The following is a 16,729-nucleotide window of genomic DNA, read 5'->3' as shown; positions in this document are numbered from 1 at the left end:
TAACCTAGAAATATTAAGGAGGTGCAACGAACGATGAAGTTACACGAACTTTCCTCAGCTGCTGGATCCCGCAAAGAACGCAAACGTGTTGGCCGTGGAACAAGTAGCGGTACTGGTAAAACATCTGGCCGTGGTCACAAAGGTCAAAACGCTCGTTCTGGCGGCGGTGTGCGTCCTGGCTTCGAAGGTGGGCAAAACCCATTGTATCGTCGTCTGCCGAAACGTGGATTTGTAAATCCTACGCGGAAAGAGTATGCGATCGTGAACATCGAGGAACTGAACAGCTTTGCAGAGGGTACTGAAGTAACTCCTGAGTTTTTGGTGGAAAGCGGCGTCGTGAAAAACACGAAGAGCGGCATCAAAATTCTTGGTAATGGCGAAGTAACCGTAAAATTGACTGTAAAAGCAAACAAGTTCTCTCAATCTGCGGTAGAGAAAATCGAGGCTGCCGGCGGTAAAACCGAGGTGATCTAATGTTTAAGACCCTGAAGAATATATGGCGGGTTGAGGACCTACGCAAGAGAATCTTGTTCACCTTGTTTGTACTGATCATTTACCGTATCGGTTCATTCGTTCCTGTTCCAGGCGTCGATAAAACGGTCCTGGAGCAAACGAATCAGCAGGGTAGCGAGTTGTTTGGTCTCTTAAACACGTTCTCGGGAGGAGCGCTTCATCAGTTCTCCATCTTTGCCCTCGGGATCGTGCCGTATATTACCTCGTCCATCATCGTGCAGTTGTTGTCGATGGATGTCGTCCCGAAACTTGCCGAATGGGCTAAACAAGGCGAGCACGGGAAGAAGAAGTCAGCGCAATTGACACGCTATGGTACGATAGTATTGGGCCTGATTCAGTCGTTTGCGATGGCCATCGGTTTTAACCGGTTGTACGGTACGCAAATGATTCCTAACGCCACCTTCGTGGATTACCTGCTCGTTGCGATCGTATTGACCGCAGGTACTGCATTCCTGATGTGGCTTGGTGAACAAATTACTGAAAAAGGAATCGGTAATGGTATTTCCATTCTGATTTTTGCAGGGATTGTCGCTAACATCCCGATGTATATCCGGAGTACAGCGAGTTCCAACTTTATTCAAGATGGTCAGGTATTTATGAATACACTCAAGACGATCATCATACTTATTGTGATCGTGGCGATTATTGCGGGTGTCATTTACATCCAGCAAGCGATTCGTAAAATTCCTGTGCAGTATGCAAAACGTGTGGTAGGCAACAAAATGTACGGCGGACAGAATACGCACATTCCGCTCAAGATCAATGCTGCGGGCGTTATTCCAGTCATCTTCGCCGTATCCCTGCTGCAGTTCCCTACCATTATCGCAGGATTCTTTAACACTTATGCTTGGGCCCAATGGATCCAAACAAACTTGCGATATGATTACCCTCTTGGTATGGTGCTGTATGTTCTGATGATCATTGGTTTCACTTTCTTCTACACATTCGTGCAGATGAATCCAAACCAAATGGCTGATAACATGAAGAAAAACGGTGGCTACATTCCTGGCATTCGTCCTGGTAAAGCGACTGAGAAGTACCTGACCCGCGTAATGTCCCGGTTAACGATGACCGGCGCCATCTTCCTGGCCGTTATTTCTCTGCTTCCGATTGGTTTCGGTACGCTTGCCGGTCTGCCGAACTCGGTGAAAATCGGGGGAACTTCACTGCTCATCGTCATCGGTGTGGCATTGGATACAATGAAGACCATCGAAAGTCAATTGATTAAGCGCCATTACAAAGGCTTTATCAATAAATAGTAATAGGTCCCGGTGAAGTCCATTGAACTTCCCGGTGCTTATTGCGTTGTTTCTTGTAACGGTAGTGTTTGGAGGGAGAGAGAAACGTGAACATACTATTCATGGGCCCTCCTGGGGCAGGTAAGGGAACACAGGCGGAAGTCATTGTCAATGAATTCGGCATTCCCCATATTTCGACAGGCGATGCATTTCGTTTGGCGATTAAACAGGGGACTCCCATCGGGAAGAAAGCCAAAGAATACATGGACCAAGGACTCCTGGTACCGGATGATGTAACGATCGGCATTGTTGAAGAACGTCTGCAGCAGTCCGATTGCGAAAAAGGTTTTTTATTGGACGGCTTTCCAAGAACCCTTTCGCAAGCGGAAGCGCTGGATGAAATTCTTAGCAGACTGAACACGAAGCTTGATCATGTCATCAACCTGAAAGTTGACCGCGACAAGCTGATGGCGCGCCTTACGGGACGCCGGATCTGCAAGAACTGCGGTGCGACTTATCATGTGATTTTCAACCCGCCAAAACAGGAAGGTGTATGTGATAAATGCGGAGGCGAATTGTATCAGCGCTCGGATGATAACGAAGAGAGCGTAGGTACCCGCCTGGACGAATATATCAACAAAACAGCACCGCTCCTTACGTTTTATGAGAACAAAGGTCTTTTGCGTCAGATCGATGGGGATCAGGAAATCGGTACGGTATCCGATGAAATCGTATCGGTACTGCGAGGTTAATTGTAATGATCATTTGTAAGTCCGAAACGGAACTTGGCTTTATGAGGGAGGCCGGACGGATCGTTGCGGAAACGCATCGCCTTATGGCCAAACACATCGACCCGGGGATCACAACCGGAGAACTTGATCGGATTGCAGACCACTACATTCGCAGTCAACATGCGCTGCCGTCTTTTAAAGGCTACAATGGTTTTCCTGCCAGCATTTGCGCTTCAGTCAATGATCAATTGGTGCACGGATTTCCCGGCAAACGCAAATTAAACGAAGGCGACATTATTACGCTAGACATCGGTGCGCAGTACCGTGGTTACCATGGAGACTCCGCTTGGACCTATCCTGTAGGGAGCATTTCGGAGGAAGCCCAGCGTCTGCTGGACGTCACCGAAAGGTCTTTATATGCAGGCTTAGAGCTTGTCAAACCTGATGTGCGCCTGTTTACGATCTCGCATGCCATTCAACGCGTGATTGAAGATGCCGGCTTCTCGGTTGTCCGGGAGTATGTCGGGCACGGTGTTGGGGCAGAACTGCATGAAGAACCACAAATTCCGAACTTTGGCACGCCGGACCGAGGGCCTCGGCTTAAACCCGGCATGGTATTGGCGATCGAACCGATGGTCAATGCCGGATCAAGGTATGTTAAGACGCTGGAAGACAACTGGACGGTCGTTACGGTTGACGGCTCCCTGTGTGCCCATTTTGAGCATACGGTGGCTGTGACGCCGGACGGCATGGAGATTTTCACAAAACTGGATGTGTAGGTGATCGTTCTTGAGCAATCAAAGCAGCCCGCAAATCGGTCAAATTGTGAAGATCCTGAAAGGCAAGGATGCCGGACAGCTCGCCGTGGTCGTATCCATAGCTGACAGCAGATTTGTGTATATAGCTGACGGGGACAAACGAAAGTTTGACCAGTGCAAGAAGAAGAATCTATTGCATCTGGAACCCCAAAAGTTTATCAGCAGTGAGGTTGTTGACAGTTTAAAAGAAAGCGGTCGGGTCACAAACGGAAAGCTGCGTTATGCAGTGATGAAGTTTATGAAGTCCACCGAATCCCAAGCTGAAGAGAAAGGAGACTGACTGTGGCCAAAGAAGATGTTATTGAAGTGGAAGGCACGGTTCTTGAACCATTGCCGAATGCAACGTTCAAGGTCGAACTGGAGAACGGTCATCAGATTCTTGCCCATGTTTCCGGTAAGCTGCGGATGCACTTTATCCGTATTCTGACAGGCGACAAAGTGGTCGTTCAGTTATCGCCTTATGATCTAACCAAAGGTCGTATAACTTATCGTAAATAGCAATTCCGTTTCCTTTAGGGGAAACGTTCAGGATGTTAAACATCCCGTTTGCAGCAATTAACGTAGTGAACATTTTATCCGGACCTGGTCCGGTTGACTCCGAGTCATCCTACGAAGAGAGTTTTGCTTGGCAAAACTTTAGGGAGGTAATGAACATGAAGGTAAGACCTTCTGTAAAGCCCATGTGCGAAAAATGCAAAGTCATTCGTCGCAAAGGTACTGTAATGGTTATCTGTGAAAATCCGAAGCACAAACAAAAACAAGGTTAAGAGAAGGGGGTGTAGCGTAAAATGGCTCGTATAGCTGGTGTGGATTTGCCACGTGACAAACGCGTTGAGATCGCCTTGACTTATATTTTCGGAATCGGTAAAACGACTTCCCAGAAAATTCTGAGCGAAACAGGCATCAATCCGGACACTCGTGTTCGTGATTTGACGGAAGATGAAGTCAGCAAATTGCGTGAAACGATCGACAAAGGGGTTAAGGTTGAAGGTGACCTGCGTCGTGAAATTTCCTTAAATATTAAGCGTCTCGTTGAAATCGGATGCTATCGTGGTGTGCGTCATCGCCGCGGTCTGCCGGTTCGTGGACAACGTACTAAAACCAATGCTCGTACACGGAAAGGCCCTCGTCGTACTGTAGCGAACAAGAAGAAATAATAAGGGGGGATAAAAGACAATGGCTAAACCGAAAAAAGTCGTACGTACTAAACGTCGTGACCGTAAAAATATTGAATCTGGCGTGGCTCATATCCGTTCCACGTTCAACAATACGATCGTAACGATCACGGATCCTCACGGTAACGCAATTTCTTGGGCAAGCTCCGGCGGCCTCGGATTCAAAGGTTCCCGTAAATCCACTCCGTTTGCTGCGCAAATGGCTGCTGAAACAGCTGCCAAAGCTGCAATGGAACATGGTATGAAGGCAGTTGAGGTTATGGTTAAAGGTCCAGGTGCAGGCCGTGAAGCAGCGATCCGTTCTTTGCAAGCTGCTGGTCTGGAAGTCAACCTGATCAAAGACGTAACTCCAATTCCTCACAACGGTTGCCGCCCGCCAAAACGTCGTCGTGTCTAATTGATAGTCAACCTGGGAATGTGGTATAAAACCGGCACAATCTGCTAATAATGGTTGTTTAGGCATACTACATGGATACACTTGAACAAGGTGACAGTTTCATATAGGAGCGACGTTTGAAGGAGGGGTACTTGCGTGATTGAAATCGAAAAGCCGAAAATTGAGACCGTAGACGTCAGTGAAGACGGAGCCTATGGAAAATTTGTGGTAGAGCCGCTGGAACGAGGATATGGAACGACTCTGGGGAATTCACTTCGCCGGATTCTGCTCTCCTCGCTGCCTGGCGCGGCCGTTACATCTGTTCAGATTGACGGTGTGCTTCATGAATTCTCAACGGTTCCGGGCGTCATGGAAGACGTAACGGAAATTATTCTGAACCTGAAGGCTCTTTCCCTGAAAATTCATTCGGACGAAGAGAAAGTGTTCGAAATCGATGCTGAGGGCGAAGGAGTCGTGACGGCAGGAGACATCCGGGCGGACAGCGATGTGGAAATTCTTAATCCGGACCTGCATATTGCTACACTGGGTCCTGGATCGAGACTCCATATGCGTATTTTTGCTAACCGCGGTCGTGGCTATGTCCAAGCAGATAAGAATAAACGTGATGATCAACCCATTGGCGTCATCCCGGTCGATTCTATCTATACCCCGATTAGCCGCGTGAATTACGGCGTGGAGAATACGCGGGTTGGTCAAGTGACCAACTACGACAAATTGACGCTTGAAGTATGGACTGATGGCAGCATTAGACCAGAAGAGGCGGTTAGCCTCGGCGCCAAAATTTTGACCGAGCATTTGATGCTGTTCGTGGGTCTCACGGACGAAGCGAAAGATGCGGAAATCATGGTCGAAAAAGAAGAAGACAAAAAAGAAAAAGTGCTTGAGATGACAATCGAAGAGCTGGATCTCTCCGTACGTTCTTACAACTGTCTCAAACGTGCCGGTATCAATACGGTACAAGAGCTGACCACGAAAACCGAAGAAGATATGATGAAAGTCCGCAACCTGGGCCGCAAATCTTTGGAGGAAGTTCAAGAGAAGCTCGAAGAGCTCGGTTTGGGACTCCGTACAGAAGAATAGCATCTTAGGATTGTTAGCGAAGGAGGGGAAAACATGGCATACCAAAAGTTGGGCCGCGATTCCAGCGCACGTAAAGCTTTGTTCCGTGACCTGGTAACCGACCTGTTCTTATACGAGCGTATCCAAACGACAGAAGCGAAAGCGAAAGAAGTTCGCACGATCGCTGAAAAGCTGATCACGAAAGCAAAGAAGGGTGATCTTCATGCCCGTCGCCAAGTGGCAGCATTCGTTCGTCGTGAAACGGTAGATGGGGAGCAAGACGCAATCCAAAAACTGTTCAGCGAGCTGGCTACACGTTACGCTGAGCGTCCAGGCGGATACACACGTATCCTGAAGCTCGGACCTCGTCGCGGTGATTCCGCGCCTATGGTTTATTTGGAACTGGTTGACCGCGCGTAAACTGATGAGGATGAGGAAAGGGTGGAAGGAATCCATGATTCTGATCAAACCCTTTTTTTCACTTCTAGGGACGTGTCTAAGGAGCTCCTGAAGGGAGCTTCTTTTTCTGAAAAGAAGCAGCCGGTTCATCCGAGCCAGAATACAGGAACGGCTCCGCCGTGATATCGCGGTGGGGCCGTTTTTGTGTAAAAACGTACGAATGGATAGGATTCCCCGTTCATCGGGAAACCATGCGGTATCGGATTCAGGAGGTTTAAGAAATGCGCAACCTATGCATGAAGGTCAGTTATGACGGTACAGATTACTGCGGGTTCCAGACCCAGCCGGACGGCAGCACGGTCCAGGATGCCCTGGAGAAGGCGATCAAGCTGCTGACAGGGGAAGAGGTCAAGATTCACGCTTCCGGGCGTACAGACGCCGGTGTGCATGCTCGCGGCCAGGTGTTTAACTTCATCACCTCTTCCGAGATTCCCGTCGAGCGTTGGTGCATCGCCCTCAACTCGCGGCTCCCCCAAGACATTATCGTCTGGGAGGCGGCGGAAGTTCCGCTGGAGTTCCACTCCAGAAGGTCGGCCAAACGGAAGACGTACCGGTATACCATCAATGCCAACCAGTTTCCGGATCTGTTCCAGAGACGAACCCAATTCCATCATCCCGTCAAGCTGGACATTGCGGCAATGGCGGAAGGATTGAAGCATCTGATCGGGACTCATGACTTTACTTCCTTTGCTTCGCGCCATTCTACGAAACCTTCCCATATCCGGACGTTGTATGAGGCCGAGCTCGTGGTAGATGATTCCATGTGCCGTCCAGGGACTCGGGATCAGGGGCTAATCCATATCTACGTCACAGGAAGCGGCTTTCTTCAGCATATGGTCCGCATTATCGTGGGGACGCTGCTGGAGATCGGGAAAGGCCGCAAGAAGCCCGGAGATATGTCGGCGATCCTGGAAGCCAAGGACCGGTCCAAAGCGGGGCCTACAGCCGTCGCCAAGGGACTGATTTTATGGAACGTCGAGTATGAAGCGGCTGATGAAAATAATTTAAAATCAGCTTGCGATTTGCCTGGCGATACTGTAGAATAAAAGTTGTGTTTTCTTAATGGCTTTCCCACAGCCCCAGTTAAGAGATTCACATTCCTAACATGAAAATTAACTTTTTAACAATGACAATTGAACGAAGATAAATGATTTTCGGACGAAACCAAGGAGGAACTATTCATGCGTACGACCTATATGGCCAAGCCAAATGAAGTAGAGCGCAAATGGCACATCATTGATGCCGAAGGCAAAACGCTCGGACGTCTGGCGAGCGAAGTAGCGGCTCTGATCCGCGGCAAACACAAGCCACAATTCACCACTCATGTTGACACAGGTGATTTCGTTGTCATCATCAACGCTGAGAAGGTACACCTGACAGGCAAGAAGCTTCAGAACAAGAAATACTACCGTCACTCCCTGCATCCAGGTGGTTTGAAAGTGACAAACGCTCAGGATCTGCTGAACAGCAAGCCAGAACGTGTATTGGAATCCGCTGTTCACGGTATGCTTCCTAAAACTCGCATGGGCGAGAAAATGAAGCTGAGACTGAAAGTATACGCAGGTACTGAACATCCGCATGCAGCACAAAACCCAGAAGTTTACGAACTTCGCGGCTAATTAAAAGGAGGACAGTTTCATGGCACAAGTACAATACTATGGGACAGGTCGTCGTAAACATTCGGTAGCTCGTGTTCGCCTTGTACCGGGTGAAGGACGCATTGTCATTAATAAACGTGATATCAACGAATACTTCGGTTTGGAAACCCTCAAACTGATCGTAAAACAACCACTGACTTTGACTGAAACGCTGGGACAATACGACGTGCTCGTTATTGCCAACGGCGGCGGCATTTCCGGCCAAGCCGGAGCCATTCGCCACGGGATCTCCCGCGCTCTGCTGAAAGCAGATCCGGAATACCGTCCAGCTCTGAAAAAAGCAGGCTTCCTGACTCGTGACCCACGGATGAAAGAACGTAAAAAATACGGTCTCAAAGCCGCTCGTCGCGCGCCACAGTTCTCGAAACGTTAATATTTACTTTTATGTACAAATCGCCCTGGCCATTACTGGTCTAGGGCGATTTTTTGTTGTCTTTAACGTAAGGGACATCTCGCTCCGCCCTTAGTACTCTCAGCCGTTTTATTGGCTCAGCACGTTTATCGCGTCGTCCAAATTATGAATATCCCCCACGGCCGACTTGTGAAATACCTCATTGTGACAGGTGGCGCATTCCACATGAATGTTGCAGTAGTCCAGGCCATCATCATTTTTACCGTCCGTCCACCATACATTGAACTGATCGGATAGCTGGCTGCAGGTCTCGCAAAACAGCGGCCCGCTCACATTTTTCAGTTGATGCGAAGATACGATCACCAAGAACACTCCTTCCCAATAATCTAGTGTATATAGCCCAATGTTGCTGTGGCCCGATGCCCTCTGTACACAGCGGCGTATACAGCTTGTCAGCCCCAAATCCCTTTACCGGATTAGTATGTCATCCCCAAAAGTACGTTTATGCATAGGGGAATGCGAAGAAATTGGCATATGAGCCCCTTATTCAAAATCTTTATTCCAAAATGATAAAAAATACGGCGAAAAGGAATTGACAACCAGCAGTTTTACTTTATACTTGTGATTAATCATATTATTTCAGTAGGGATTATAGTGAATTACAAACGATACTTTTATTCAGAATGGAGGCATCTGGTATGAATTTGCTCGAAAAAGAACAGTGGATCCAGAAACAAGCCGAAGAAATGGAACATGCTACGGCTGAAGAATTGATCCGACTTGCGGTGGAGACATTCCCGAACATTACGTTTGCCTGCAGCTTTGGCGCCGAAGACGTCGTGCTCGTTGATATTTTGCAAAAGGTAAGCCCATCGACCGACATCTTTTACCTCGATACCGATTTCCACTTTAAAGAAACGTACGAAACCCGGGACCGCCTGGCCGCCAAATATGGCATTGAGTTCGTAAGAGTATCGCCGAAGCTGACACCCGAAGAGCAGGCGGCTGCCCATGGCGAAGAGCTGTGGAAATCCGATCCTAACGCATGCTGCAACATCCGTAAGGTAGAGCCTTTGACCCGGATCTTGTCCCAGTACGACGCTTGGATTACCGGCATCCGCCGCGATCAGGCGCCTACCCGGGCTAACGCCAAGAAGGTGGAATACGACAACAAATTCGGACTTGTTAAATTCAATCCGCTGGCTGACTGGACTTCCGACGACGTATGGCATTACATTCGTGAAAACCAGGTATTCTACAACCCGCTTCACGACATGAACTTCCCGAGTATCGGATGCATGCACTGCACGCGTGCAGTTGCCCCTGGAGAAGATCCTCGTGCAGGACGCTGGGCAAACAGTGACAAAATTGAATGCGGACTTCATAAGTAATAAATAACGGACCAGAAGAAGGGGAGCGAAAAGATGACAGCGATTCAGCCTCACGGAGGTACCTTGATTAACCGTATTGCTGAAGGCCAGGCCAGAGAAGAGCTGCTGCAAGCTGCGGCCGGTTTTAAACAGATTCCTGTGAATACTTGGACGATTTCGGATATCGATCTGATTGGCGTAGGCGCTTTTTCCCCGCTGACGGGTTTTATGAATGAGCAGGATTACCAGTCGGTCGTCGACCGCATGAGGCTGGCGGACGGCACGGTATGGAGCATTCCGATTACGCTGGCTGTGGACGATGAGAAGGCTGCGGAACTCGCCGTAGGCGACAAGGCAGCCCTCGTAGGAGCCGAAGACGGGGTGGTGTATGCCGTCCTTGATGTCGAGAGCATTTACAGCGTCGATCAGACCGCTGAAGCCACCAAGGTATTCAAGGCAAGCGATTCCGAGCATCCTGGCGTTAAGAAGCTGTTTGAGCGCCCGTCGAACTATGTGGGCGGAAGCATTCAAGTGCTGAACCGTCCGAAACCGGCCAAGTTTGGCGAGTTTTATTTTGATCCGGCGGAGACGCGTCGTATTTTTGCAGAGAAGGGATGGAAGAAGGTTGTCGGCTTCCAGACCCGTAACCCGGTTCACCGGGCTCATGAGTACATCCAGAAGAGTGCGCTTGAGATTGTCGATGCGCTGTTCCTGAACCCGCTCGTTGGCGAGACCAAGTCGGATGACGTTCCGGCCAACGTCCGGATGAAAAGTTATCTGGTCCTGCTCGAAAACTACTACCCGGCCGATCGTACGTTCCTTGGCGTGTTCCCGGCTGCTATGCGTTATGCCGGCCCGAGAGAAGCCATTTTCCATGCGATGGTCCGCAAAAATTACGGCTGCACCCATTTTATTGTCGGCCGCGACCATGCCGGCGTAGGCGACTACTACGGCACCTATGAAGCCCAGGAAATTTTCTCGAATTTCACGGCAGAAGAACTCGGCATTACTCCGCTGTTTTTCGAACACAGCTTCTTCTGCAAAAAGTGCGGCAATATGGCATCCAGCAAAACCTGCCCGCATCCGAAGGAAGATCATTTGACCTTGTCCGGTACGAAGGTACGCGGCCTTCTGCGGGACGGCGTCTGCCCGCCACCGGAATTTACCCGTCCTGAGGTCGCTAAGATTTTGATCGAAGGGATGTCCGCACAAGTATCTTCATAAAGTACTATTTGTCCACCTCGCCCCATATAGATGTGTAGAGTCGATATGGGGAACGGAGGTGGATTTTTTATGTCCAAGCAGGGACGAAAAAAACAGGTGCTGTGGATCCGGGTAAGCACGGTCAAAAAAGCGCTGATCGGCCTCTGCCTGCTGATTGTTTTTATTGCGGTGGCCACATACCAAATACCTGCCGAAAAGACGACGGGTTCCCTGGGTCTGCCGCTGTCGGGGAAAGTGATCGCACTGGATGCCGGTCACGGCGGGCCGGACGGAGGTGCCGTCAGCAAGCAGGGCGTAATCGAAAAAGACATTAACCTGGCGATCGCCCTATATCTGCGCGACTATTTGCAGCAGGCGGGTGCGATTGTCGTGATGACCCGAGAAGGCGACTACGATCTGGCCGGCGATACGAGAGGGTACTCTAAACGCAAGACAGAGGATTTGAAGCAGCGGGCCAAGTTCATTGAGGACAAGCATGCGGATCTGTTTTTGAGCATTCACATGAACAGCTTTCCGTCGAACCGATACCGCGGCGCCCAGACGTTTTATTATCCGAATCATCCGGACAACGCAGGACTGGCTGCATTAATTCAGGATGAGATTAAGCGGAACCTCGAAAATACGGACAGGGTGGCCAAAACGGTGAATACAGTATATCTGCTTCAAGCGCTGAAAATGCCTTCGGCTCTGGTGGAGGTCGGATTCCTGTCCCATCCGCAGGAGTCGGAGCTGCTCAGGGATGAGAGCTACCAGCGCAAGGTCGCCGCATCGGTCTACAAGGGGGTTCTCCGGTATTTGTCCGGCGAGAAGGCGAAAGTGTCGTCAGAAAATCCTTGAGAATGGTATAATAGCACCTGAGGCTTTAGATGGAACTTAAGATGAATACTATAAAGCAGAGGTGCTGCCAGCATGTTATCACGTGAGCAAGTGCAACAGCTATTACAGCCAATCGTCGAGCCTGTCACAGGGAAGAGCCTGATTGAGCTGCAAATGATAAGAGATATCGTTGTGAAGGAAAGCCGGATTTCACTGTCGGTCATCACCTTAGACAAGCGTGAGGATTACGCCAAGGCGCTTGAGAGTGACATCCGGGAACGGCTTGGGGACGCAGAGGGTGCGGAGATTCACATCCGGATGCGGGAGGCTAATGAGCTGGAACGCGAGAAAATATTAGGCGAGTCGGCGCGTATGCGCCAGGAGGACGAGGATAAGCTCGTCAAAGGACATGCCGCCGGGCTGGAGCACAACCAGCTGCTGCAGGATCCGAACGTCCATTTTATCGCGGTAGCAAGCGGTAAGGGCGGCGTCGGCAAATCGACGGTAACCGTCAACCTGGCTGCAGCCTTGGCCCGTATGGGCAAGCGCGTAGGGCTTATTGACGCCGACATTTACGGCTTCAGCGTGCCGGATATGATGGGGATTGAAGAGGGGCCGGTGGTAGAGGACAACACCATCATCCCTGTGGAGCGCTTTGGCGTGAAGGTGATGTCGATGGGCTTCTTTATCCGTGAGAACAACCCGGTCATTTGGCGCGGTCCGATGCTCGGCAAAATGCTGCACCAATTTTTCGGCGACGTCGGTTGGGGACAGCTCGATTATATGCTGCTTGACTTGCCGCCGGGAACGGGCGATGTGGCCCTTGACGTTCATCAGATGCTGCCGCAGAGCAAGGAGATCATCGTCACGACACCGCACGCTACTGCTGCTTTCGTAGCCGCTCGTGCCGGAGCGATGGCGCTTCAGACCAATCATGACATTTTGGGCGTCGTCGAAAATATGGCTTATTACGAGTGCTCAGACTGCGGCAAGCGGGATTACGTATTCGGACGGGGCGGAGGCGGACAATTGGCGGAAACGCTTCATACGGAATTGCTGGCGCAGCTGCCGCTTGGAGCGCCGGATAACCATGTCTCCGAACCGGACTTCTCACCGTCTGTATATAAGGCGGACACGCCGACGGGTCAGATCTACAGTCAATTGGCCGCATCAATTGTTGCGAAGTGCGAGCAATAAACTACACATTTGCTTCATCACAGCAAAAAAAGCCCCAATCGGGGCTTTTTTTTAATGCCGTTAACTTCCTCCACCGCCGCCCTCGCCGTTTTCCTTGCTGCCGCCTTCACTGCTGCCTTGGTCCCCGCCTTCTTGACCTTTACCCCCGCCTTTCTTTTGCGATTTCTCGACTTTAGGCTGGAGTTCTTGGGTCACGACATCCTTCAGCATGTTCATGACTTCTATTTTGAACAACGGGTTCTGCATGGCTTCCTGCATGACGGTCATTGACTGCTTGCGGTATTCAGGGGTCTTGGTAATATCCAGGAACATTTTCATGACTTCGGGTGACTTCATAATATCGGCGACGGATTGCTGATAAGTAGGATCTTTGATCAACTGCATATGCAGCTGCTTGTTCTGCGAGCTGATGGCTTTGGCGAAGTCCCCGGCAAACTGGGGATCTGTCATGATCTTTTCGAACTCTTTCTTGTACTCCGGAGCGGTAATGGTGTCTTTGACGGCCGTCCGGATTTGCTCTCCGGCTTGAAGGGACATCATCTGCATACCGAGCCCCGAACCAGAACCGGAGCCGCTGCTTCCCGAACCGCTGCCACCACCCTTCAGGGCATCCTCGACGGCTTTCTTGCCTTCATCGCTCTTCAGGATATCGACAACCATTGTTTTCATCTCTTTATAATCGCTCTGGGGCGGGGCATAGCTCTGTTCCGAACCACAGCCTGTCAGAGCCGCGGAAATACCGAGAAAAAGCGCACATAAACCGATAACCGGCCACTTCATCTGTGTTGTCCTCCTTTGCTTCAGATCCTGTTTGTAGTATGGCATCCGAAAATTCGAAATATGTCGAGGCATGGATGGTTTTTTATTGTGAACGTTGGTAAAATAAAGTCTTGGGGGTGCAGAATATTTGAACTTAAAAAGATGGATGACATTATTTTGGAAAACGCTGCTTGCCGGCTCCATAGCGGCGATTGTGGCCGGGGTGCTGCTGCAGTTTGGAAGCGGTATAATTAAATTTAAGGGGCCAGCGGACTACTTGTTTTATCTGGTCATTTTATTCGGGTACGGCCTGATGGTCAGCGTCTATTCCCAGCTTGGCTTCTTCGCTTATATGATTTTGAATTACACAGCCATAGGGGTGTTCCCTAAGAAAGTATGGCAGTACATACAGCTTGTCCTCGCGGTTTTGGCGCTGCTTGAAGTCATGTTTTTCCGCTCCTTCGTCGGGAAGGAGAACAGCCAGCTTTCCGACTTGGTTGTCGGCATATCGATCCTTGTCGTAGCCATTGTTGTAGCTTATTTTAAGGCGAAAGCGACCAATCCGACGGCTTGGATACCGACAATCTTCTTCATGACGGCGATCACGATCGTGGAGCTGGTGGGAGGACTGAAAATCGGCGTCAACAACGCCACAGTCTTTATTCTGGTTCCGCTAATCGTCTGCAATGCTTACCAAATTTTAATCCTTCATAAAGTGTTGAACGCAAAAAAGAGCTAAGATCCTTAGCTCTTTTTTCTCTGCTTATCATTACATGCCGGCTGCGTCATCAATGGCTTGCTGCATCGCCGCTTGGTCGTGAATCTCTTTTCCCTTGGTATCCGCTTGGCTGAGCAGATCGGACACGGTTACGAATTCGTATCCCTGCTTGCGGAGCTCATCAATAATGACCGGAAGCGCTTCATGGGTCTGCTTGACTGAGTCGCTCGCATGGAGAAGCACGATATCCCCGGGGTGGGCCTTCGACACTACGCGGTTAACGATATTTTGCGCACCGATGTTTTTCCAGTCCTGGGAATCGGTATCCCACTGGATGACCTTATAATTTAGGCTGTCTGCGATCTTCAATACCCGCTTGTCAAAATCCCCGTTGGGGAGGCGGAGGAGATTGGGTTCCTTGCCGGTCAAATCGGTTAATATAGAATTGGCGGTGATCAGCTGCTTGCGAATTTCTTCGTCGCTCAGCGTGCTGTAATTCACGTGCTTGTGGCCGTGGCTACCGATTTCAAACCCGCTGTTTTTGATGTCATTTACGATATCCGGATGGCTTTTTCCCCAAGGGGAGGATATAAAGAAAGTAGCCTTCTGCACATTCTTGTCCTTCAGAACCTTCAGAATGGGCTCTGCCCGCTTTTCCCCCCAGCTGATATCAAACGTCAGGGCGATCACTTTCTTCTCGGTAGGGACGCTGTAAATGGCTGCTGGAGCCCCCTCAGAGAATACCGTGATGTTGTCGCTCTCGACATAGATGATACCGATGGCAAATACCGCAGCGGCCAGCACGAGGAACGTGCGTTTTATTTTCCTGCCATTCAGCACATAGAAAAATGAATTCATATGCTCGTAAGCTCCCCTTTCCGTACATCAGCATTTTGCACTGTCGTCCGTTATAGCAAAGGGTTTTTATTAATAGGCTGTAATGATCCCCTTTAACGAATCTCAGGAAAAATGCTCATGTAAAGCTTGTTTACTTCAATGTATGCTCGTACTTGGGACTTATTACTATGAGGAGGTAATCGTTTGCTTCGTTTGAGTACATTTATAAGAGACTTGATGTCGATCAAAAAAACATTGTTGTTTGCCGTATTGCTTTTTGCTGCCGGAGTGGCGGCCGGGTGGATCAGTACCGGGGCTTTGGCCGAACTGGTGAACCAGCAGCTAAGCGGGTTGAAGGAGGTCAGCGGTAATCTGCAGAACTCTAAGCATCCGCAGTGGAGCTTCTTCGGGTTTATTTTTCTCAATAACAGTATTAAAGGCGTTCTGATCGTTTACTTGGGTCTTCTGGTGGGAATACTGCCCGTGATGTTTCTGCTGGTTAACGGAATGGTTATAGGTTATTTGGTACACAGTTTAAGCGCCCAAGGAGAGAGTATAGCCGATCTAGTCATCAGGGGGCTCCTGCCGCACGGAATTATTGAAATACCGGCGATTATCATCGCATGCGCCTACGGCATCAAAATGGGAAGCTGGGTCATCAGCGGAATTTATCCGAGAAGGAGAGCATGGGGCAGGGAAGGTGAGGGAGTGCTGCGAAAATCGGTTACAGCAGCCTTTTGGGTCGTCATCCTGCTGTTTGCTGCCGCAATTATTGAAAGTACCGTTACCTATGCCTTGATGCAGAATTAGTATTTTGTAAATTGCGATTCATAAATTTCCCAAAAGTTGAGCATAACAGTAAGACGATAAAACCATTTCCGTTCCGATTATGGACGTTCAGGTATAAATCTACAGGGGGGCCAGTTCTAATATGTTGGGTATGCTATTTAACGAGAAGGAATGTAAGGAATTAGATTATGTGCTGCGGAAGGAGCTGGACGAGATGCTGTTCGACTTAAGCGATCAGCGATTGGATCAGGATATCCGTAATGCTATTGCGAACCGCTACAAGACTGTTTTTCGAATGTATGCCCGATTCGCTCCGCAAAAGGAGCTTTCAAAGTATGCGCGTAACAGCAAGCTATCACAATTTAAACAATAATGCTTGACGGTGCTGCCTATCTTATGATAAATTAATTTTCGCTTCAGTTTTGAGTTTTGAGACGAAGCACAGTGCTTTTGCAAGGTTGATAGGAAGTGGTAAAAAACTTTAAAAAAAACTCTTGCAAAATAACTGGTGAGTATGATATATTATAAAAGTCGCCGCTGAGATGAAGCGATGACGAATGAAAGAGATTTTGATCTTTGAAAACTGAACAACGAGTGAGTATAAACGCGATGGTCTTAT

Annotated in this window: 24 protein-coding genes; 21 read left to right on the top strand and 3 right to left on the bottom strand. The window is 49.4% G+C overall.

What is annotated here, in order from left to right:
* The first annotated feature begins 33 nt into the window (after window positions 1-33).
* From rplO to rpsI, 14 genes are all read left to right on the top strand, one after another.
* On the top strand, window positions 34-474 hold the full coding sequence (gene rplO, locus IAE55_RS32200) for a 50S ribosomal protein L15 (RefSeq protein ID WP_076176752.1): 441 nt from the start codon (window positions 34-36) through the stop codon (window positions 472-474).
* Window positions 474-1,772: a preprotein translocase subunit SecY gene (gene secY / locus IAE55_RS32195; RefSeq protein WP_089549796.1), complete on the top strand. Its 1,299-nt coding sequence runs from the start codon at window positions 474-476 to the stop codon at window positions 1,770-1,772. The genes rplO and secY overlap by 1 nt, the downstream gene beginning before the upstream one ends.
* Window positions 1,773-1,858: 86 nt before the next feature.
* The gene (locus tag IAE55_RS32190; RefSeq protein WP_076176754.1) at window positions 1,859-2,503 is read left to right on the top strand and encodes an adenylate kinase; all 645 of its coding nucleotides are present in this window, start codon (window positions 1,859-1,861) and stop codon (window positions 2,501-2,503) included.
* Between the two features lie 5 nt (window positions 2,504-2,508).
* Window positions 2,509-3,261, top strand: a complete 753-nt coding sequence (gene map / locus IAE55_RS32185; protein ID WP_200634863.1) for a type I methionyl aminopeptidase — start codon at window positions 2,509-2,511, stop codon at window positions 3,259-3,261.
* 10 nt (window positions 3,262-3,271) lie between these two features.
* On the top strand, window positions 3,272-3,580 hold the full coding sequence (locus IAE55_RS32180; RefSeq protein WP_076176756.1) for a KOW domain-containing RNA-binding protein: 309 nt from the start codon (window positions 3,272-3,274) through the stop codon (window positions 3,578-3,580).
* Between the two features lie 2 nt (window positions 3,581-3,582).
* The gene (gene infA / locus IAE55_RS32175) at window positions 3,583-3,798 is read left to right on the top strand and encodes a translation initiation factor IF-1 (protein ID WP_017692098.1); all 216 of its coding nucleotides are present in this window, start codon (window positions 3,583-3,585) and stop codon (window positions 3,796-3,798) included.
* Window positions 3,799-3,953: 155 nt separating this feature from the next.
* Window positions 3,954-4,067 (top strand): 50S ribosomal protein L36, encoded by a 114-nt coding sequence (gene rpmJ / locus IAE55_RS32170; RefSeq protein ID WP_026688601.1) that lies wholly within the window; start codon window positions 3,954-3,956, stop codon window positions 4,065-4,067.
* A 21-nt stretch (window positions 4,068-4,088) separates the two neighbouring features.
* Window positions 4,089-4,457, top strand: coding sequence for a 30S ribosomal protein S13 (gene rpsM, locus IAE55_RS32165; RefSeq protein WP_076176757.1), 369 nt, complete (start codon window positions 4,089-4,091; stop codon window positions 4,455-4,457).
* Window positions 4,458-4,476: 19 nt separating this feature from the next.
* Window positions 4,477-4,872, top strand: coding sequence for a 30S ribosomal protein S11 (gene rpsK / locus IAE55_RS32160; RefSeq protein ID WP_009589209.1), 396 nt, complete (start codon window positions 4,477-4,479; stop codon window positions 4,870-4,872).
* Window positions 4,873-5,007: 135 nt separating this feature from the next.
* A complete protein-coding gene (locus IAE55_RS32155; RefSeq protein WP_076176758.1) occupies window positions 5,008-5,952 on the top strand; it encodes a DNA-directed RNA polymerase subunit alpha in 945 nt (314 codons plus the stop codon).
* Between the two features lie 33 nt (window positions 5,953-5,985).
* On the top strand, window positions 5,986-6,351 hold the full coding sequence (gene rplQ / locus IAE55_RS32150) for a 50S ribosomal protein L17 (RefSeq protein ID WP_076176759.1): 366 nt from the start codon (window positions 5,986-5,988) through the stop codon (window positions 6,349-6,351).
* Window positions 6,352-6,611: 260 nt separating this feature from the next.
* Window positions 6,612-7,436, top strand: a complete 825-nt coding sequence (truA, locus tag IAE55_RS32145) for a tRNA pseudouridine(38-40) synthase TruA (RefSeq protein ID WP_200634862.1) — start codon at window positions 6,612-6,614, stop codon at window positions 7,434-7,436.
* A 135-nt stretch (window positions 7,437-7,571) separates the two neighbouring features.
* Entirely contained in the window at window positions 7,572-8,009 is a 438-nt protein-coding gene (rplM, locus tag IAE55_RS32140; RefSeq protein WP_145029990.1) for a 50S ribosomal protein L13, read from the top strand.
* A 19-nt stretch (window positions 8,010-8,028) separates the two neighbouring features.
* Window positions 8,029-8,421 (top strand): 30S ribosomal protein S9, encoded by a 393-nt coding sequence (gene rpsI / locus IAE55_RS32135; RefSeq protein ID WP_076176762.1) that lies wholly within the window; start codon window positions 8,029-8,031, stop codon window positions 8,419-8,421.
* A 108-nt stretch (window positions 8,422-8,529) separates the two neighbouring features.
* Here rpsI and IAE55_RS32130 read toward each other — a convergent pair whose 3' ends face one another.
* On the bottom strand, window positions 8,530-8,763 hold the full coding sequence (locus tag IAE55_RS32130) for a hypothetical protein (RefSeq protein WP_105441895.1): 234 nt from the start codon (window positions 8,761-8,763) through the stop codon (window positions 8,530-8,532).
* Window positions 8,764-9,098: 335 nt separating this feature from the next.
* On the opposite strand from IAE55_RS32130, the gene IAE55_RS32125 reads away from it, so the two are divergent.
* The 4 genes from IAE55_RS32125 to IAE55_RS32110 all read left to right on the top strand — a co-directional run bounded on the left by IAE55_RS32125 (window position 9,099) and on the right by IAE55_RS32110 (window position 13,007).
* On the top strand, window positions 9,099-9,791 hold the full coding sequence (locus IAE55_RS32125; protein WP_076176764.1) for a phosphoadenylyl-sulfate reductase: 693 nt from the start codon (window positions 9,099-9,101) through the stop codon (window positions 9,789-9,791).
* Between the two features lie 33 nt (window positions 9,792-9,824).
* Window positions 9,825-10,994 carry a sulfate adenylyltransferase gene (gene sat, locus IAE55_RS32120; protein WP_105441894.1) on the top strand — a complete coding sequence of 390 codons (1,170 nt, stop codon included), beginning with the start codon at window positions 9,825-9,827 and terminating at the stop codon, window positions 10,992-10,994.
* Window positions 10,995-11,063: 69 nt separating this feature from the next.
* Window positions 11,064-11,831, top strand: a complete 768-nt coding sequence (gene cwlD / locus IAE55_RS32115) for an N-acetylmuramoyl-L-alanine amidase CwlD (protein ID WP_200634861.1) — start codon at window positions 11,064-11,066, stop codon at window positions 11,829-11,831.
* Between the two features lie 72 nt (window positions 11,832-11,903).
* Window positions 11,904-13,007 carry an Mrp/NBP35 family ATP-binding protein gene (locus IAE55_RS32110; protein ID WP_200634860.1) on the top strand — a complete coding sequence of 368 codons (1,104 nt, stop codon included), beginning with the start codon at window positions 11,904-11,906 and terminating at the stop codon, window positions 13,005-13,007.
* Window positions 13,008-13,067: 60 nt separating this feature from the next.
* Here the strand turns inward: IAE55_RS32110 and gerD are convergent, their stop codons facing one another.
* A complete protein-coding gene (gerD, locus tag IAE55_RS32105) occupies window positions 13,068-13,787 on the bottom strand; it encodes a spore germination lipoprotein GerD (protein ID WP_145950227.1) in 720 nt (239 codons plus the stop codon).
* A 127-nt stretch (window positions 13,788-13,914) separates the two neighbouring features.
* On the opposite strand from gerD, the gene IAE55_RS32100 reads away from it, so the two are divergent.
* Window positions 13,915-14,505, top strand: a complete 591-nt coding sequence (locus tag IAE55_RS32100) for a KinB-signaling pathway activation protein (protein WP_145029982.1) — start codon at window positions 13,915-13,917, stop codon at window positions 14,503-14,505.
* 30 nt (window positions 14,506-14,535) lie between these two features.
* Here IAE55_RS32100 and pdaB read toward each other — a convergent pair whose 3' ends face one another.
* Window positions 14,536-15,342 carry a polysaccharide deacetylase family sporulation protein PdaB gene (gene pdaB / locus IAE55_RS32095; RefSeq protein WP_116234504.1) on the bottom strand — a complete coding sequence of 269 codons (807 nt, stop codon included), beginning with the start codon at window positions 15,340-15,342 and terminating at the stop codon, window positions 14,536-14,538.
* 183 nt (window positions 15,343-15,525) lie between these two features.
* On the opposite strand from pdaB, the gene IAE55_RS32090 reads away from it, so the two are divergent.
* Together IAE55_RS32090 and IAE55_RS32085 are read left to right on the top strand one after the other, a co-directional pair.
* Entirely contained in the window at window positions 15,526-16,131 is a 606-nt protein-coding gene (locus IAE55_RS32090) for a stage II sporulation protein M (RefSeq protein ID WP_200634859.1), read from the top strand.
* 121 nt (window positions 16,132-16,252) lie between these two features.
* A complete protein-coding gene (locus tag IAE55_RS32085; protein ID WP_076176772.1) occupies window positions 16,253-16,483 on the top strand; it encodes a hypothetical protein in 231 nt (76 codons plus the stop codon).
* Window positions 16,484-16,729: the final 246 nt, after the last annotated feature.

The organism is Paenibacillus sp. S28, from assembly GCF_016624415.1.
Taxonomy (GTDB): domain Bacteria; phylum Bacillota; class Bacilli; order Paenibacillales; family Paenibacillaceae; genus Paenibacillus_AQ; species Paenibacillus_AQ favisporus.
The sequence above is the reverse complement of the archived record's forward strand: the minus strand, read 5'-3'. Positions and strand labels throughout refer to the sequence as shown.

Coding starts and splice junctions, on each gene's coding strand:
- rplO (WP_076176752.1), top strand. CDS start 34: ATGAAGTTACACGAACTTTCCTCAGCTGCTGGATCCCGCAAAGAACGC.
- secY (WP_089549796.1), top strand. CDS start 474: ATGTTTAAGACCCTGAAGAATATATGGCGGGTTGAGGACCTACGCAAG.
- map (WP_200634863.1), top strand. CDS start 2,509: ATGATCATTTGTAAGTCCGAAACGGAACTTGGCTTTATGAGGGAGGCC.
- rpmJ (WP_026688601.1), top strand. CDS start 3,954: ATGAAGGTAAGACCTTCTGTAAAGCCCATGTGCGAAAAATGCAAAGTC.
- rpsM (WP_076176757.1), top strand. CDS start 4,089: ATGGCTCGTATAGCTGGTGTGGATTTGCCACGTGACAAACGCGTTGAG.
- rpsK (WP_009589209.1), top strand. CDS start 4,477: ATGGCTAAACCGAAAAAAGTCGTACGTACTAAACGTCGTGACCGTAAA.
- rplQ (WP_076176759.1), top strand. CDS start 5,986: ATGGCATACCAAAAGTTGGGCCGCGATTCCAGCGCACGTAAAGCTTTG.
- truA (WP_200634862.1), top strand. CDS start 6,612: ATGCGCAACCTATGCATGAAGGTCAGTTATGACGGTACAGATTACTGC.
- rplM (WP_145029990.1), top strand. CDS start 7,572: ATGCGTACGACCTATATGGCCAAGCCAAATGAAGTAGAGCGCAAATGG.
- rpsI (WP_076176762.1), top strand. CDS start 8,029: ATGGCACAAGTACAATACTATGGGACAGGTCGTCGTAAACATTCGGTA.
- IAE55_RS32125 (WP_076176764.1), top strand. CDS start 9,099: ATGAATTTGCTCGAAAAAGAACAGTGGATCCAGAAACAAGCCGAAGAA.
- sat (WP_105441894.1), top strand. CDS start 9,825: ATGACAGCGATTCAGCCTCACGGAGGTACCTTGATTAACCGTATTGCT.
- cwlD (WP_200634861.1), top strand. CDS start 11,064: ATGTCCAAGCAGGGACGAAAAAAACAGGTGCTGTGGATCCGGGTAAGC.
- IAE55_RS32110 (WP_200634860.1), top strand. CDS start 11,904: ATGTTATCACGTGAGCAAGTGCAACAGCTATTACAGCCAATCGTCGAG.
- gerD (WP_145950227.1), bottom strand. CDS start 13,787: ATGAAGTGGCCGGTTATCGGTTTATGTGCGCTTTTTCTCGGTATTTCC.
- pdaB (WP_116234504.1), bottom strand. CDS start 15,342: ATGAATTCATTTTTCTATGTGCTGAATGGCAGGAAAATAAAACGCACG.
- IAE55_RS32085 (WP_076176772.1), top strand. CDS start 16,253: ATGTTGGGTATGCTATTTAACGAGAAGGAATGTAAGGAATTAGATTAT.